Genomic DNA, 15,856 nt, shown 5'->3' on the forward strand with positions numbered 1-15,856 from the left:
GAACGAGAACGGGGACGGACCAGCGAACCGGAAGAGAACCGTCCCCTGAACGAGAACGGGGACGGTTCTTTTCCCGTTCGCCGGTCCGTCCCCTTTGCCGTTCAGGACGCGGCGGCGGGCCGGGTCGCTCAGCGCAGGGGGGACTGCTTGATCCGGTTGGTCAGCTCGGTGATCTGGTTGAAGACGCTGCGGCGCTCGCGGAGCAGCTGGCGGATCTTGCGGTCGGCATGCATGACGGTGGTGTGGTCGCGGCCGCCGAACAGCTGGCCGATCTTCGGCAGCGAAAGGTCGGTGAGCTCGCGGCACAGGTACATCGCGATCTGGCGGGCGGTCACCAGCACGTGCGTCCGGCTCTGCCCGCAGAGCTCCTCGACGGTGATGCCGAAATAGTCGGCGACGTTGGTCATGATCGCGGTCGAGGAGATCTGGGTCTCGGCACCCTCGGGGATCAGGTCACGCAGGACGACCTCGGCCAGCGTGAGATCGACCTCCTGACGGTTGAGGCTGGCGAACGCGGTCACCCGGATCAGGGCACCCTCGAGCTCACGGATGTTGGTCTGGATCTTGGACGCGATGAACTCCAGCACGTCAGGCCCGGCGGTGAGTCGCTCGGCGGCGGCCTTCTTGCGCAGGATCGCGATCCGGGTCTCCAGGTCGGGCGGCTGGATGTCGGTCATCAGCCCCCACTCGAACCTGCTCCGCAACCGGGGCTCGAGGGCTTCGAGTGCTTTCGGCGGCCGGTCGGAGGTGAGCACGATCTGCTTCTGGGCGGTGTGGAGGGTGTTGAAGGTGTGGAAGAACTCCTCCTGGGTCTGGATCTTGCCCTCGAGGAACTGGATGTCGTCGATCAGCAGGACGTCGACCTCGCGGTACTGGCGGCGGAACTCGGCCGTCCGGTTGTCGGAGACGGCGTTGATGAAGTCGTTGGTGAGTTCCTCGGTGGAGACGTACTTGACCCGCACCCGGTCGTAGTAGTTGCGGATGTAGTGGCCCACGGCGTGCAACAGGTGGGTCTTGCCGAGCCCGGAGTCGCCGTAGATCATCAGCGGGTTGTACGCCTTGCCCGGCGCTTCGGCGACGGCGATCGCCGCCGCGTGCGCGAAGCGGTTGGAGTTCCCGATCACGAAGGTCTCGAAGGAGTACTTCGGGTTGAGCCGGTCGCCGCCGGCGCGGGCGTGGTTCGGACGGTGGTCCGCGGGCGGCGGTTCAGGGGTCGACGCCGGAAGGGGCGCGGGCTCGACGTCCCCGATGGTCGGGTCGACGTCGATCGCGATCCGGATCGGCCGGGAGTAGAACTCGGAGAGCTGCATCTCGATAGCCGGACGCAGCCGGCTCTCCACCCGATCGCGGGTGAACTCGTTGGGGACGGCGAGGATGACCAGGGAGTCGTGGACGGTGACCGGCCGCATGCTCTCGAGCCAACCGCGGGCCGCCGGGTCGGAGGACGCCCACACGTGCGACCACGCAGCACCGAGGTCGCCGGAGGCGGCTGGTTCTGTGCTGGCGGGAGGTTGGGTCATGGCTCCTGCTTCGGCTCCTCACTACCTGCCCCAGCCAGGTTTCCACACGGTTGTCCACAGACTGTGCATGAGTATGCACGAAAGTCGGGGGTGACGGTCCCCGGTGGCCGTAGAGCAACCTAGCGAGGTCTGGGCGGGTTCGCAAACGGTTTTCGCTGAAGATGCTGGCCGTTACGGCGTGTCGGCTCGACGGCTGCCCACTGGACAGTCCGGTTTGCCCGGGCCGGTTGCTGCCGCGTAGAGTTGGGCAGTCGCTGTCGCGGCATCCGTGTGTCCGCGTGGGCGCATCTGATCCTTGACTACATCGAACTTGGGAGCACTCGCGTGAGCAAGCGCACTTTCCAGCCGAGCAACCGGCGTCGCAGCCGCACCCATGGCTTCCGTCTGCGGATGCGCACCCGGGCGGGGCGTGCCATCATCTCGGCCCGTCGCCGGCAGGGCCGCGTCCGTCTGGCCGGCTGAGCCGACCCGAGGTGTTGCCCGCCGAGTCGCGGTTGCGCAACGCTGCCGACTTCCGCGACACCATCCGCCAGGGCGTCCGCTGTGGACGCGGGAGCCTGGTGCTGCACGCACGACGCTCGTCGCTGGGGTCGTCGCGGGCGGGTTTCGTCGTGTCGAAGGCCGTGGGCAACGCCGTCACCCGTAACCGGGTGAAGCGTCGCCTGCGTCACCTGGCGGCCGGCGAGCTGGGGTCCGCGCCGGTGGTGGTGGACGTGGTGGTGCGGGCGCTGCCCGCCGCGGCCGCGGCGGCGGACCTGGCCGAGGATCTGCACGCGGCGCTGTCCACCTGCCTGGATCGGCTGGCGGCATGAGGTACGTCCTGATCGCACTGTTGAAGGTCTACCGCGCGGTGATCAGCCCGCTGTACGGCAACGTGTGCAAGTACTACCCGTCGTGCTCGGCGTACGCGCTCGAAGCGGTGAGCGTCCACGGCGCGGCGAAGGGCACCTGGCTGGCCACGCGACGCCTGGCGAGCTGCCATCCGTGGGCGGCCGGTGGCTACGATCCTGTGCCGGGCACACCGGCCGCACGAGCCTGGGCCGCCGAGCAGGCCACCAGGAAAGCACCGGCCGAACCGGCCCCGAACCGGGCGTGCTCGCATGCCCACGAGGTGAAATGAACGCACTCCTTCTCCTGCTCCCGTTGAACATGTGGGACGACTTCCTGGGGCTGTTGTCCTCGATGATGACGCCGCTGTACTGGGCGGTGTCGGGAATCCTGGTCGGGTTCCACTCGGTGCTGACGTCGCTGGGCCTGAACGCCGACTGGGGTGTGACCTGGGCGCTGTCGATCGTGCTGCTGACGGTGGTGATCCGGACGGCGCTGATCCCGCTGTTCGTGCGCCAGATCAACTCCTCGCGGAACATGCAGCTGATCCAGCCCAAGGTCAAGGAGCTGAACGAGAAGTACGGTCACGACCGGGAGCGCCTCGGCCAGGAGACCATGAAGCTGTACAAGGACGAGGGTGTGAACCCGATGGCGTCCTGCCTGCCGTTGCTGCTGCAGATGCCGATCTTCCTGGCGCTGTTCTACGTGCTGAACAGCGTGTCGCGGACGCCGGACCAGCCGCTGGGTTACTTCTTCCAGTCCAACCCCGAACTGGCCACGTCCTTGCACAACGCCACGATCTTCGGCGCCCAGCTGTCCTCGACCTTCCTCCCGATCGACGGGGGCTTCGGTGCGACCCAGTGGGTGACGGCGACCCTGGTCGTGCTGATGACGGTCGTGCTGTTCTTCACCCAGCTGCAGCTGATGCGCAAGAACATGCCCCCGGAGGCGCTGACCGGCCAGATGGCGCAGCAGCAGAAGATGATGCTGTACGTCTTCCCGTTCATGTACCTGTTCATGGGCGTGAACATCCCGATCGGCGTGCTCATCTACTGGCTGACCACGAACCTGTGGACGATGGGCCAGCAGTACATCCTGATCCACAACAACCCGGCCCCCGGGACTCCCGCGTACGTCGACTGGGAGGAGCGGATGCGCGCGAGGGGCAAGGATCCGGAGGCGATCGCGGCGCAGCGGCGGGGCGCGGGACGCAAGCGTCCGGAGCCGGCGAGCTACGACCCGACGAAGGTGGCGCGCCAGGGCGCGCCCGCCTCCGGGGCGAAGTCCTCGCCGGCGGTGGCCGGTGACAGTGCCGACGGTGCCGAATCGACCGTCCAGCGCCAGGTGATCCAGCGGCAGCAGCCGAAGAAGAACAGCCGAGCTGCCCGCAAGCAGTCGTGAACAAGGAGTGTGAAGTGACCGAACAGCAGACCGATCCGGTCGAGGAGGTCGTCGAGGTGGTCGAACTCGAGCTCGAGGCGCCCGCCGAGGATGCCGCGTCCGGTGCTGGCGCGTCGGGGGACGCCCCGTCGGAGGATGGCGCGTCGGAGGATGGCGCGTCGGAGGACGCCCCGCGCTCGAAGAAGGAGACCGTCCTGGAGAACGAGGGTGAGATCGCCGCTGACTACCTGGAGGAGCTGCTCGACATCGCCGATCTCGACGGCGACATCGACACGTTCATCGAGGGTGGTCGTGCGCACATCTCGATCCTCACCGACGGCGAGGTGCTGGTGGGCAAGGACGGCGAGGTGCTGGAGGCGCTCCAGGAGCTCGCGCGGCTGGCGGTGATGACCGAGACCGGCCATCGCAGCCGGCTGATGCTCGACATCGGTGGCCACCGGGATCGTCGACGGCGGATCCTGCAGGACCTGGCCAAGGACGCGGTGGCGGAGGTGAACGAGTCCGGCGAGCCGGTGCGGCTGGCGCCGATGAATCCGTTCGAGCGGAAGATCGTCCACGACTCGGTGGCGGCTGCCGGCCTGCTCAGCGAGTCCGAGGGCGAGGAGCCGCATCGTCGGGTCGTGGTGCTGCCGAAGGCCTGATCGGAGTGGACGCGCGGGCGGCTGTCTTCGGGCCCGGCGCGGAGGACATAAGTCGGTATGTCGATATATTGGCAAGTCGAGGTATTGACTGGGGACTCCTGGGTCCCCGCGAAGGAGACCGGCTCTGGGCGAGGCATGTCCTGAACTCGGTGGCCTGCGCGGACCTGCTTCCGGAGGGCGCGTCGGTGGTGGATGTCGGCAGCGGTGCGGGCCTGCCGGGGATTCCGCTGGCGATCCACCGTCGCGACCTGAGGGTGGTGCTGCTGGAGTCATTGCTGCGGCGGGCGAGGTTTCTCGAGCAGGCTGTGGACGACCTGGGACTGCAGGATCGGGTCGCCGTCGTGCGCGCCCGCGCCGAGGATCACGGCGGTCGCTACGACGCCGTGGTCTCGAGAGCGGTGGCGCCGCTCCCCCGCCTCGTCGAGTGGTGCGCTCCACTGATGGCGCGCGGAGGACGGATCGTGGCGCTGAAGGGGGCGTCGGCCATCGCCGAACTCGCGGAGGCGGCGCCGGTGCTTCGCCGATCGGGGCTGGTCGCTCGGGTGGTGGAGCGACCCGTCCCCGAGACGGATGAGGTGACCTGGGCGGTGGAGGTGCGTCGGCCGACCGGCTGAGGGCCGTCGAGCCATCCGGCTGGAGCCGGCTTGGTGCCGCTCCTCTGCGGTGACCGACCGGATGGACGCGGCATCGTCGCCGGACGCCCGGTCGGGGTGGTCAGCGTCGCGGGTGACACGCTCTATCCTGATGTTTCCCGTGAAACGCCCGAGCAGGAGAACCATGTCGATCACTCCCCCGCCGACCCCTCGTCGAGTGGTGTTCGACGAGCCAGAGTTCAGCGCGAGGGCCGAGACCCCCGACGATCTGCCCTTCACTGTTTCACGTGAAACAACCCTGCCCAGGCCGACTCGAACCAGAACTCTGGTCATCGCCAATCAGAAGGGCGGTGTCGGGAAGACCACGACGGCCGTCAACCTCGCGACCGCGTTGGCGCTCGGTGGCCTGAGCGTCCTCGTGATCGACCTCGACCCGCAGGGCAACGCGTCCACGGCGCTCGGCGTGGATCATCAGGAGGGCGTGCAGGGAACCTATGAAGTGCTGACCGCCAACTCCCCCATCGAAAACCTGATCAAGCCGTCCCCGGAAGCGGAAGGCCTGTGGGTGCTCCCGGCAACCATCGACCTCGCCGGCGCGGAGATCGGCCTGGTCAGCACGCCGGCGCGGGAGAGCCGTCTGCTCAACGCCCTGCGCGCGTTCAGCGCGAAGTACGAGCCGGACTACGTCTTCATCGACTGCCCACCCTCCCTGGGCCTCCTCACCCTGAACGCGCTCGTGGCGGCGGACGAGATCCTCATCCCCATCCAGTGCGAGTACTACGCCCTGGAAGGCGTCTCGCAGCTGCTCCGGACGATCAATCTGGTCAAAGGCTCGATGAACGACCACCTGCGCCTGTCCACCGTCCTGCTCACCATGTACGACGGGCGCACGCGGCTCGCCTCTCAGGTGGCGGCCGAAGTGCGCCAGCACTTCCCTGCGGAAACCCTCAGGGCGGCGATCCCCCGCTCGGTGCGCGTCTCCGAGGCCCCGAGCTACGGGCAGTCCGTCCTCACCTATCACTCCGCGTCGGCCGGCGCCCAGGCCTATCTGGACGCCGCCGCGGAACTCGCCGAGCGCGGCGCGCCCACCGAAGGAAGGAAGAGCTCATGAACACCCCTCGACACACCGGTCTGGGCCGCGGGCTGGGAGACCTGCTGCAGCGCACCGACCCCGAGCTCGCACCGCACAACAACGCACCGGCGGCGCGGGTGCCCGAGGGAGCCCGCTTCGAGGAGATCGCCGTCGTCGACGTACGGCCGAACCCGAAGCAGCCCCGAACGGTCTTCGACGAGGACGCGCTGGCCGAACTGGTGGAGTCCATCAAGGAGGTCGGCCTGCTGCAGCCGGTCGTCGTCCGGCCGCTCGAGGACGGTGGCTACGAACTGGTCATGGGGGAGCGCCGCTTGCGCGCGACCCAGCAGGCGGGCCTGTCCACGATCCCGGCGATCGTCCGCCGGACCGAGGACGCCGACCTGCTGCGCGATGCGCTGCTCGAGAACCTCCATCGCGCACAACTCAACCCGCTGGAGGAGGCGGCCGCCTACCAGCAGATGCTGAGCGACTTCCACTGCACGCAGGAGGAACTGTCCACCCGGATCAAGCGCTCGCGTCCGCAGATCTCCAACACGATCCGCCTGCTCCAGTTGCCCGCGCCGGTGCAGCGCAGGGTCGCTGCGGGGGTGCTCAGTGCTGGCCACGCCCGCGCGATCCTGATGCTGCCCGACCCGGCCGCCATGGAGCACCTGGCCACCCGGGTGGTCGCCGAGGGCCTGTCCGTCCGCGCCACCGAGGAGATCGTCTCGGTGGGAGAGCACGGCCCCAAGCGAGCACCGCGCTCGACCGCGCCGAAAGACCTCTCCTCCGACGCCGGCCGGGTGCAGTCGGAGCTCATCGAGAAGCTCGACACCCGCGTGGTGGTCACCGAGGGACGCCACAGGGGCCGGATCGTGATCGACTTCGCGGGGCCGGAAGATCTCCAGCGAATTGCCGATCTCTTGCTTTAACTCTTTATCGACATATTGATATAGATCTGCGGCGAGGAGCGAGCCCTCCTGACTGCGACTTCGGCCACCGAACTCGGGGGACGACGTCACATCGAGTGGCGCGGGCGGACGCCGGGACGTCGATGATCACGGAGTGGGCGCCGAGGGCGACGCCGCGACCGCGCGAAGGCGTGCCTGCACGTCGGTACGGGCGGAGTGCTCGGCCCAGAAGGAGAGGAACGGGACGGTGCCGCACAGCGCGATCAGAATCAACCGGCCCCACGGCCAGTGAACCCGCCGGCCCAGGTCGTAGGCGGTGAACAGCAGCACCATGTACAGGTAGCCGTGGGGGACGCCGGTCATGGTCACGACGATCCCGTTGCCGCCGAGATACTTCAACGGCACACCGACCAGCACGAGCACGACCAGCAGCGTCCCGACCACGTAGGCCATGACCCGGTAGCGGATCAGCGCCCCCCGGATCCCGGGCACCGCCTCCGGGGTGATGGCCGGCCCGTCTGCGGTCGTCGCGTCGCTCATTCTTCCTCCTCGTCCGACAGCGTACCGAGGCCGCCTGAGCGCCCGATCGCCCGGACGAAGCGGACGCTCATGAACGCCCCGAACGCGGCGAAGACCCACCACTGCAGGGCATAGCCGATGTTCTGGATCGACCCGCTTCCCGTCGGCAGGGTCACCGGAGCCGCGCCCAGGCCCTGACCCTGCGCGGCGAGGGCCGGCAGGGTCACATAGCCCGGAATGAGCTGCTGCGGCCACTCCTGGGCGAGTTCGGCGAGCCGGACGGACGCCAGCGTCCCCGCGGGCACCGTCCGGGTGTCGTCGGCCGCCGACTCGGAGGCGAGGAAGACCCCGATCACAGCGACCACGCCCGAGGGAGGCGCCGGCACCGCGGCGGCCACGGACGCGATCGTGCCCCTGATCACAGGGAGCACCCGGCCGTCGTCGAGGGTGAGGGCGGTCAGCACCCGGACCGTGCCGTCCGCGTCGACGACCAGCTTCTGCTGGTCGGCCAGGTAGCGCCCCGACACCTCCACCTGACGGCCGTAGATGTCGCCGGTGGTGCCGTCCATGGCCACGTTGTCGACCAGCGACACGGCGGGCTGCTGCGTCCGCAGCTCGGCGGACTCGTCCTCCTTGCTCTCGAAGACGCGCATCTGCCACAGGCCGAGCGCGACCATCGTGACGCAGATCGCCGCACCGAGGACGGCGACCAGCACCTGCTTGACGCGCGTGCCCATCCGGGGCCGCCCGATCAGGCCGGACGGCGCGCCCAGGCGTTGTCCACCAGTTGCGCGCAGAGCAGTCCGAAGTCGTAGCCGGCCGCCTCGACGGCCTGCGGCATCAGGGAGGTTTCGGTCATGCCGGGCGCGACATTGGTCTCGATGAACACCGGCGTCCCGTCCGTCCGGACGATGATGTCGGCCCGGGACAGGTCGCGCAGCCCGAGCACCCGGTGCGCGGCCACGGCCAGCTCCGCGCACGCGGCTGCCTGCTCCTCGGACAGCGTCGCGGGGACGATGAACCGGGTCTCGCCGGCCGTGTAGCGGGCCGTGTAGTCGTAGATCCCGGAGTTGGGCCGGATCTCCACCGCAGGCAGCGCGATCTGCTGCCCGTCGAGCTCGACGACCGTGACCGCCACCTCGGTGCCCGCGATGTACTCCTCGATCACGGCGAGATCGCCGTAGGAGTACGCGCCGACCATCGCCGAGGGGAGCTCCTCCAGACTGTCCACCTTCGTGCAGCCGAGCGCGGATCCGCTGCGCGCAGGCTTGACGATCATCGGGAACCCGATCCGCTCGCCGAGCGCCGCCATGATCGCGGCCGCACCGAGCTCGCGGAACATGTCGTGGGGGAGCGCGGCGAGCAGGGGACGCGCGAGGCCGGCCTGAGCGATCAGCGGGCCGCCGACGGCCTTGTTGAACGAGCGGCGGCAGGCGGCGGGCTCTGAGCCGACGTAAGGCACCTCGAGCAGGCTCAGCACCTGCTGGAGGCCCCCGTCCTCGCCCACCCCGCCGTGCAGGACGGGGAAGGCCACCGGATTCTCCAGGCTCCGCAGCAGGTCGACCAGGTCCGCGCCGATGTCGGACTCGACGACCTCGCGTCCCTGGTCGCGGAGGGCCTGGGCGACCCGTCGGCCCGAGCGCAGCGACACGTCGCGCTCGTGGGAGAGACCGCCGGCGAGGACGACGATCGGGCCGTGGGTGGGGGAGTCGGTCATGTTCGTTTCCTAGGTGATGTCCGGCGCCGGGCCGGTGGTGAGGTCGTAGTGGCGGGGGCTCCGGGCGCCGAGCCCGAAGGTGCGGTTCATCTCGAGCTCCTGGTCGAGCACCTCGCCGAGCCGGCGGGTGCCTTCCAGGATGCGCTCGGGAGTCGGGAAGCAGAACGACAGGCGCATGTTGCGGCTGCCGAGGCCGTCGGCGTAGAAGGCCGTGCCCGTGGTGTAGGCCACCCGGGCGGTGATCGCGCGCGGCAGCATCGCCTGGGAGTCGAGTCCCTCCGGGAGGGTCACCCAGACGAAGAACCCGCCGTGCGGATGGGTCCAGCTGGTCCCCGGCGGCATGTGCTCGGTCAGGCCGCGCAGCATCGCGTCCCTGCGCTCGCGGTACATGTCGCGGAAGGTGGTGATCTGCCCGCGCCAGTCGAAGTCGTCGAGATAGGTCGAGATCGCGAACTGGCTGAACACCGGAGGGCAGAGGGTCGCGGCCTCCTGCGTGAGGACGAGCTTCTCGCGGACGGCGTGCGGCGCGAGCACCCAGCCGACCCGGAATCCCGGCGCGAAGATCTTGGAGAACGACCCGAGATAGATCACGTTGTCGGCGTCCATCGCACGGAGCGCGGGCAGCGGCTCCCCCTCGAGAGTGAGCAGGCCGTAGGGATTGTCCTCGATGATCAGCAGGTCGAACTCCCTGGCGATCTCGATGATCGCGCGCCGGCGCTCGACGCTCTGGCTGACACCGGTGGGGTTCTGGAAGTTGGGGATCGTGTACAGGAACTTCACCCGCTTGCCGGCCGCCCTCAGGCTGACCAGCGCGCCGCGGAGCGCGACCGGGTCGAGGCCCGACTCGTCCATCGCCACGTGGACGATCTGGCACTGGTACGCCCGGAACGTGCCCAGCGCGCCCACGTAGCTCGGGCCCTCGGCGAGGACGACGTCCCCAGGGTCGCAGAACACGCGGGTGACCAGGTCGAGGGCCTGCTGGGAGCCGCAGGAGACGACGATGTCGTCGGCGTGGGCGTGGATGCCCTCCTCGGCCATCACCTCGACGATCTTCTCCCGCATGAACGGCTCGCCCTGGCCGGACCCGTACTGCATGGCCTGCGTCCCGTTCTGCGCGATCAGCCGGTCGACGGCCTTCGCGAGCGCCTCGCGGGGCAGGTCGGTGATGTTCGGCATGCCACCGGCGAGCGAGACCACCTCGGGACGGTTGGCGACGGCGAACAGGGCACGGACGGCGGAGACCGTCAGGCCATGGGTTCGCTCGGCGTACGCGTCGATGTAGGGGTCCAGCCGCGTATCGCGGCGGGACTGCTCAGGCAGGCTCACCGCACCAGACTGCCGCACGTCGGGCCTAGGATGAAACCGACCCACCCGCGGGGTGGAGATCCGCAACCGGGGGTGGCATGCCGAGACTGTCGATGGTGACCTTGGCGGAACTGCCCGGCCTCTCCTGCCCCTACTGCGGCAGGACCGTCCGCGCCGACACGCCGTGGGCGATCCAGGCTGCGACGCTGTGGGGCTGGTGCGGGGTCAAGCTCCACGAGGGCGATCGGGTGGACGGGCTGCTGCTGCTCTCCCCGGTCGACGAGCCGGGTCAGGCGCGGCTCGCCTGCCTGTGGGTCGGCCCCGGCAGCACCGGCGTCGGCCATGGCCGGCACCTGGTCCAGGCGGCGGCCGCGGGCCTCGCCCCTCAGAAGGCCAGGGCGATCCTGGCCAGGGGGAGCCGCCAGAACGTGCGCTGCGACGCTCCGCCGCGGGACTTCCTGCGGGCCGTGGGGTTCGCCAGGAGCCTCGACGACCGGCTGTGGCACCTCGACCTCGACCGCACCGTGGCCGGCGAGCACAACGGCGTGCGGGGGGTCTTCGAACGCTTCCTGCAGTCGCTGCGTCCGGTGCCGCCCAACCCTGCCGGCGGAGCGATCTCCGGACGCGCGAACCGCGGCTGAGCCGCCGGTCGAGGCGGCAGCGGCGTGGCGGCCCGGCGTCCGCCACGTCCTCGGCGAAGCGTGCAGACGCTGCCGAGACTCCGGCGGCGCCGGCGAGCTTCGGTGGCGACTGCGGGAGGCGCCCGGTCCGGTCGCCAGCGCGTGGTTCCCGGTCAGGCGCCCGCGGCGGGAGCGAACACAGAGCGGAGCTTGCGGGCCACTCGCTGGGAGAAGGGGGGCTTGGGGGCGGTCAGCCGGTCGAGGACCTTGCGTTGCGCCTCCACCTGCTTCGTCAGGTCGCGCAGCGCCCGGGTCTGGTCGCGGATCAGCCGGCCCTGTTCGGATACCCGCGCCTCGACGGCGCGGAACCGGTCCAGCGCATCCTGCTGGCGGGCCTTGTCCGGCACGAAGTCGGGCTCGTAGGCGCCCCGGGTGCGCAGGACGTCGCCGGGCTTGATCCCCTGGTGCAGCCAGCGCAGCCGGCCGGCGAGCTCCTCCGGGGTGGCCGAGGTCAGCGGACGCCCCGCCGCGGGGTAGGCCAGCCCGTCCAGCTCACGCTCGTAGTCGGCGTCCGGACGATCGAGATGGGGCAGTCCGTTGCGGTCCAGGAACGCCGTCCAGAGCGCCCGGTTGGGCTCGCGGGCGGCATTGAACGCCGCCAGGTCCGTCCGTTCGTAGAGGGCGGCGAGATCCACGAGTTCCGGATCGACCCGGCCCGGCCCGGTAGGCGTGCTGAGGTACGGCATCCGGTGGAACTCGGCCAGCTCGAGGGTGCGGGAGTCGTGCGCGAACTGGAAGGCGGGGATGCCGGCCAGCAGCCCGGCGACGTTGCCGTGGATCCGCGTCCCGCAGGCGAAGTCCCTGGTGGACAGGTAGTCCAGCCAGGGCCGGGGCTCGACGAAGAACCGCATCCGGTCGTCGCGATAGGCCGGTTGCGACAGCGTGCCCGGCATGCCGGGCGGGGCGTCGAACTCCTCGCCCCACAGCATCAGCCCGAGGGTCTCGTTGTCCTGCGGGACGTAGGTGAGGTTCGGGTAGCGGTCGTAGTTCGCCGACAGCAGCGCGTCCGAGAACGGCACCGACGGGGTGAGGTTGAGCGCGATCCTCGCCTCCGGAGGCAGCGTGGTGCCGGGCCGGGTGACCGTCGTCCCTTCCTCGAAGAGGTGGAGCGAGGGGCAGCCGACGACGTCGAGCCGCTCGCCCGGGAAGCCGAGGTGTTCCAGGTAGCCGCGGGTGAGTTCGCCGCGCACGGCCAGCGACTCCGAGCGCTCCAGGACGGCGCGGACGAACCGGGTGGTGGCCTCGTCGATCGCCTCGCCGGCCGTGCGCGGGTCCCCGTCCAGCCCGAGCTGTGCGCCCACGCAGGTCACCACCACCCGGATCCGCAGCTTCTCCACGACATCGGTGAGCCGGCCCAGGGGGGTGAGGAAGTCCTCGCGGAAGGCGTTGGCGAGGGAGAGGACGAGCACGTCGAACTCGTCGTTGATGCGCTCGATGTGCCTCGCGTCCATCCCGGGCCGCTCGGTGCTGAGGGAGTCGACCACCAGCTCGGTGTCGGGGGTGCGCAGCGTGCGGTAGATCGCGTCCTGGAAGAGGAGGTTTCCCGAGTTGGTCGCGAACGTCCCGACGCCCCGGTAGGCGTGGGCGGCCTCGAGCGGCACCGGGCGGTGCGGCGGTCGGCCCGAGCGGATCAGAATCCTCGTGGTCATGGGTCCCTTCCCGTCGCCGTCCGGGCCACCATCATGGCCCACCAGGGACGCGACCGCACGCCGGCGATGCGGGACTGGTCGGTGGCCGCACAGGCTCCCGCCGGCACCCGGGCACTAGGCCCCGGCGTCCGCCACTGACGCCGCCGCTCGCGGGCGTGCCGGAATCCCGGCTGGCCATGACCGGTGGAGACTCTGACGACTCCGCGGGAGCCCTCAGGTCAGAGGTACTCCTCGAGGGCCTTCAGCAGGACGGACTTGGGCTTGGCGCCGGTGAAGGACTTCACGACCTCGCCGCCGACGAACACCTGGATCGTGGGCAGGCCGAGAACGCCCTGCTGGGTGGGCACCTGAGTGCTGGTGTTCGTGTCGAGCTTCAGGAAGGTGACCTTGTCGCCGTAGTCGCGGGCGAGTTCGTCGATGATCGGCGAGAGCTGCTTGCAGGGCGCGCACCAGTCGGCCCAGTAGTCGACCACGACGGGCTTGGTGGACTTCACCACCAGATCGTTGAAGGTGGCGTCCGTGACGTCGGCGACGTTCGACATGTCGGTATCTCCTCAGGCGTGTGCAGGTTCGGGGGTGAGGCTAGCGGCCTCGTCCGACAGGGCGGCGAGGTAGCGTTCCGCGTCCAGGGCGGCCGCGCAGCCGGTGCCGGCGGCGGTGATCGCCTGCCGGTAGGTGTGGTCGACGAGGTCGCCGGCCGCGAACACGCCGGGGATGTTCGTGCGGGTGCTGGGGGCGTCCACCATGACGTAGCCGGCGGCGTCCACCTCGACCTGGCCGCGGACGATCTCCGAGCGCGGGTCGTGGCCGATCGCGACGAAGAGGCCCTGGACTCCCAGCTCGCGCTTCTCGCCGGTGACGCTGTCGGTGAGGGTGACGCCGGCCAGGGACGTGTCCCCGTGCAGGTCGTGGACCACCGAGTTCCAGGCGAACCGGATCTTCGGGTCGGACATCGCCCGGTCGACCATGATCTTCGACCCGCGCAGCTCGTCGCGGCGGTGGATCAGCGTGACCGAGTTGGCGAACCGGGTCAGGAAGGTGGCCTCCTCCAGGGCGGAGTCGCCGCCGCCGACGACGGCGATGTCCTTGTCGCGGAAGAAGAAGCCGTCGCAGGTCGCGCACCAGGAGACGCCGCGTCCACTGAACTCCTCCTCGCCGGGGACGCCGAGCTTGCGGTAGCCCGAGCCCATCGCCAGGATCACCGCCTTCGCGGAGTAGCTGTTGCCCTCGGAGTCGGTGACGGTCTTCACCTCGCCGACCAGATCGACCGCGACGATGTCGTCGGTGATGATCTCCGCGCCGAACCGCTCGGCCTGGGCGCGCATGGCGAGCATCAGGTCGGGGCCCATGACGCCGTCGGTGAAGCCGGGGTAATTCTCGACCTCCGTGGTGTTCATCAGGGCACCGCCCGCGGCGAGCGCGCCTTCGAAGACGAGCGGTTTCAGGCCGGCGCGCGCGGTGTAGATGGCGGACGTGTAGCCGGTGGGGCCGGAGCCGATGATGATGACTTCACGGATGTCGGACATGGGCGTTCCTCGACGGTCTCGGATGGGTGCCCACTCTATCGACCCGGGATGGGCACTCCGCCTCAACGATCCGGAGGCGTCCGGCATTCCCGCGCTCAGCTGCCGGCGCGTCCCGCCTCCCCCGTCGCTCAGTCCCCCGTCCACGCTCCCGAAAAGCGGCTTTGCTCCCCGGAATTGGGGATAAAACCCACTTTTCGGGAGCGTCGATGACGGGTGGGACGGGTGGGACGACCGCTGGCGCTGGGACGGACGCTCAGCTCCCCGCGGCGAACTGCGCGGCCCACTCGGCCACCCGGGCGGCGCTCTCCTCATCGCTCAGGTCCTCGATCCGGGTCATGATCGACCAGCGGACGCCGAACGGGTCGCGGATACTGGCGAACCGGTCGCCGGAGACGAAGTCGGAAGCGGGCTCGCGGACGGTGGCGCCGGCTGCGACCGCCTTGGCCACCACCGCGTCCGCGTCCGGACAGTAGAGCGCGATCGAGTAGCAGGCGTCGTCGGACGTCGACTGGGCGGCGAGGTGATACTCCGCGGACGGCTCGCCGAGCTGGAGCCGGCCGTCCCCGAGGGCCAGTTCCGCGTGTGCGAGCACGTCCCCGAACTCGGTGGTGCCGACGACAGTCGCGCCGAACACCTCGCAGTAGAACGCGAGCGCTGCCTTCGCCGGCGAGACCGCGAGGAAGGGCGTGAGCGTCGAGAAGCCGTTCGGACGGCCGTTGGTGGTGTGTGTTCCGTTCGCTGCGGTAGCCATGGCGGCCACGGTAGGCCGCCGCGCACGACGCCGGCTTGCAGATTCCCGACTGGCCGGCTGGGGCGAGCAACTCCCGCGCCCGGCCCCGTCGGCTCCTGCCCGGCCCCGCCTCCCGCCTGGCGTTGCGCGATCCCGTCCGGGCACCTGGCTGCGTGGGGCGCCCTGCACAGACAACCCGCTACGGCCTTGCCCACGTCGCGATGCCCGCATACTCCTCCGCGCCCGCTCGCGGCGAGGACGGCCATCGGTGATCCGGTCCTGGGAGGCTGCTGAACAAGGCCGTGTCGAGCGAGGACGTGCGGGGCGGGATGAGCCGCACGGCCACATCGTGAGGGCGACAGCGGCGCTGTGCCCGAGGTGTCGCGGCCGCGGATCGCCCGACCCGGCGCACCGCCGCCGGGACACGACTGTCCGGCAGCCTCCTAGGCTGGCGCGCATGCTCTCCTCGCGTGGGCCGTTGTTCCCCGCTCGGCTGCCGGACTTCCACCGACTGCCGCCTCCCGCGGCGGCCACGGCCCTGGTGCGCTGGTTCTGGATCACACGATGGGACCTGCCCGGCGGTGAGGTGTCGCGGCAGCAGTTGATCGCCTACCCCGCGCTGAACGTCGTGGTCGAGGACGGCATGGTCGGACTGTCGGGGCCCAGCACGCGGGCGTCCCACCGGGACCTGGCCGGACGCGGCTGGGCGGTCGGCGCCCTGCTGCGTCCCGCGGCGGTCGCGGCGTTCACCGCCCGGCCCGCCG

General features: G+C 70.1%; 19 protein-coding genes. 10 read left to right on the plus strand and 9 right to left on the minus strand.

Annotated features, from left to right (window positions below; all coding sequences use genetic code 11):
* Positions 1-128 precede the first annotated feature (128 nt).
* On the minus strand, positions 129-1,520 hold the full coding sequence (dnaA, locus tag QM633_RS08820; RefSeq protein WP_415153380.1) for a chromosomal replication initiator protein DnaA: 1,392 nt from the start codon (positions 1,518-1,520) through the stop codon (positions 129-131).
* Positions 1,521-1,844: 324 nt separating this feature from the next.
* On the opposite strand from dnaA, the gene rpmH reads away from it, so the two are divergent.
* The 8 genes from rpmH (at position 1,845) to QM633_RS08860 (ending at position 6,987) form a co-directional block, all read left to right on the plus strand.
* Positions 1,845-1,982 carry a 50S ribosomal protein L34 gene (gene rpmH, locus QM633_RS08825; protein WP_323417990.1) on the plus strand — a complete coding sequence of 46 codons (138 nt, stop codon included), beginning with the start codon at positions 1,845-1,847 and terminating at the stop codon, positions 1,980-1,982.
* Positions 1,983-1,993: 11 nt separating this feature from the next.
* On the plus strand, positions 1,994-2,332 hold the full coding sequence (gene rnpA, locus QM633_RS08830) for a ribonuclease P protein component (RefSeq protein ID WP_415153381.1): 339 nt from the start codon (positions 1,994-1,996) through the stop codon (positions 2,330-2,332).
* Positions 2,329-2,640 (plus strand): membrane protein insertion efficiency factor YidD, encoded by a 312-nt coding sequence (yidD, locus tag QM633_RS08835; RefSeq protein ID WP_415153382.1) that lies wholly within the window; start codon positions 2,329-2,331, stop codon positions 2,638-2,640. Before rnpA ends, yidD begins: the two co-directional genes overlap by 4 nt.
* 29 nt (positions 2,641-2,669) lie before the next feature.
* A complete protein-coding gene (yidC, locus tag QM633_RS08840; protein ID WP_415153398.1) occupies positions 2,670-3,749 on the plus strand; it encodes a membrane protein insertase YidC in 1,080 nt (359 codons plus the stop codon).
* 14 nt (positions 3,750-3,763) lie between these two features.
* Complete coding sequence (locus QM633_RS08845) at positions 3,764-4,390, plus strand: protein jag (protein ID WP_415153383.1); 627 nt, start codon at positions 3,764-3,766, stop codon at positions 4,388-4,390.
* A gap of 5 nt (positions 4,391-4,395) precedes the next feature.
* Entirely contained in the window at positions 4,396-5,004 is a 609-nt protein-coding gene (gene rsmG / locus QM633_RS08850) for a 16S rRNA (guanine(527)-N(7))-methyltransferase RsmG (RefSeq protein ID WP_415153384.1), read from the plus strand.
* Between the two features lie 163 nt (positions 5,005-5,167).
* Entirely contained in the window at positions 5,168-6,094 is a 927-nt protein-coding gene (locus QM633_RS08855; protein ID WP_415153385.1) for a ParA family protein, read from the plus strand.
* A complete protein-coding gene (locus QM633_RS08860; RefSeq protein WP_415153386.1) occupies positions 6,091-6,987 on the plus strand; it encodes a ParB/RepB/Spo0J family partition protein in 897 nt (298 codons plus the stop codon). Before QM633_RS08855 ends, QM633_RS08860 begins: the two co-directional genes overlap by 4 nt.
* Before the next feature lie 126 nt (positions 6,988-7,113).
* Here QM633_RS08860 and QM633_RS08865 read toward each other — a convergent pair whose 3' ends face one another.
* Genes QM633_RS08865 through QM633_RS08880 form a run of 4 tightly spaced genes read right to left on the minus strand, consistent with a single transcriptional unit; the run spans position 7,114 to position 10,528 of the window.
* Positions 7,114-7,506, minus strand: a complete 393-nt coding sequence (locus QM633_RS08865) for a DUF3817 domain-containing protein (protein WP_415153387.1) — start codon at positions 7,504-7,506, stop codon at positions 7,114-7,116.
* Complete coding sequence (locus tag QM633_RS08870; protein WP_415153388.1) at positions 7,503-8,222, minus strand: SURF1 family protein; 720 nt, start codon at positions 8,220-8,222, stop codon at positions 7,503-7,505. Before QM633_RS08870 ends, QM633_RS08865 begins: the two co-directional genes overlap by 4 nt.
* A 14-nt stretch (positions 8,223-8,236) precedes the next feature.
* A complete protein-coding gene (locus QM633_RS08875; protein WP_415153389.1) occupies positions 8,237-9,202 on the minus strand; it encodes a D-alanine--D-alanine ligase family protein in 966 nt (321 codons plus the stop codon).
* 9 nt (positions 9,203-9,211) lie between these two features.
* Positions 9,212-10,528: a PLP-dependent aminotransferase family protein gene (locus QM633_RS08880; protein WP_415153390.1), complete on the minus strand. Its 1,317-nt coding sequence runs from the start codon at positions 10,526-10,528 to the stop codon at positions 9,212-9,214.
* 95 nt (positions 10,529-10,623) lie between these two features.
* On the opposite strand from QM633_RS08880, the gene QM633_RS08885 reads away from it, so the two are divergent.
* Complete coding sequence (locus tag QM633_RS08885; RefSeq protein WP_415153391.1) at positions 10,624-11,148, plus strand: hypothetical protein; 525 nt, start codon at positions 10,624-10,626, stop codon at positions 11,146-11,148.
* 152 nt (positions 11,149-11,300) lie between these two features.
* Here QM633_RS08885 and QM633_RS08890 read toward each other — a convergent pair whose 3' ends face one another.
* From QM633_RS08890 to QM633_RS08905, 4 genes are all read right to left on the minus strand, one after another.
* Positions 11,301-12,836, minus strand: coding sequence for a polysaccharide pyruvyl transferase family protein (locus tag QM633_RS08890; protein ID WP_415153392.1), 1,536 nt, complete (start codon positions 12,834-12,836; stop codon positions 11,301-11,303).
* A gap of 218 nt (positions 12,837-13,054) precedes the next feature.
* Positions 13,055-13,378, minus strand: a complete 324-nt coding sequence (trxA, locus tag QM633_RS08895; RefSeq protein ID WP_415153393.1) for a thioredoxin — start codon at positions 13,376-13,378, stop codon at positions 13,055-13,057.
* 12 nt (positions 13,379-13,390) lie between these two features.
* Positions 13,391-14,362, minus strand: coding sequence for a thioredoxin-disulfide reductase (gene trxB / locus QM633_RS08900; protein WP_415153394.1), 972 nt, complete (start codon positions 14,360-14,362; stop codon positions 13,391-13,393).
* Between the two features lie 253 nt (positions 14,363-14,615).
* The gene (locus QM633_RS08905) at positions 14,616-15,113 is read right to left on the minus strand and encodes a VOC family protein (protein WP_415153395.1); all 498 of its coding nucleotides are present in this window, start codon (positions 15,111-15,113) and stop codon (positions 14,616-14,618) included.
* A gap of 436 nt (positions 15,114-15,549) precedes the next feature.
* Here QM633_RS08905 and QM633_RS08910 point away from each other — a divergent pair.
* Positions 15,550-15,856 (plus strand): DUF6597 domain-containing transcriptional factor (locus tag QM633_RS08910; RefSeq protein WP_415153396.1); only part of this gene is annotated, 307 nt, incomplete at its 3' end.

Source organism: Propionicimonas sp., assembly GCF_047606205.1.
In the GTDB taxonomy this organism is placed as follows: Bacteria; Actinomycetota; Actinomycetes; order Propionibacteriales; family Propionibacteriaceae; genus Propionicimonas.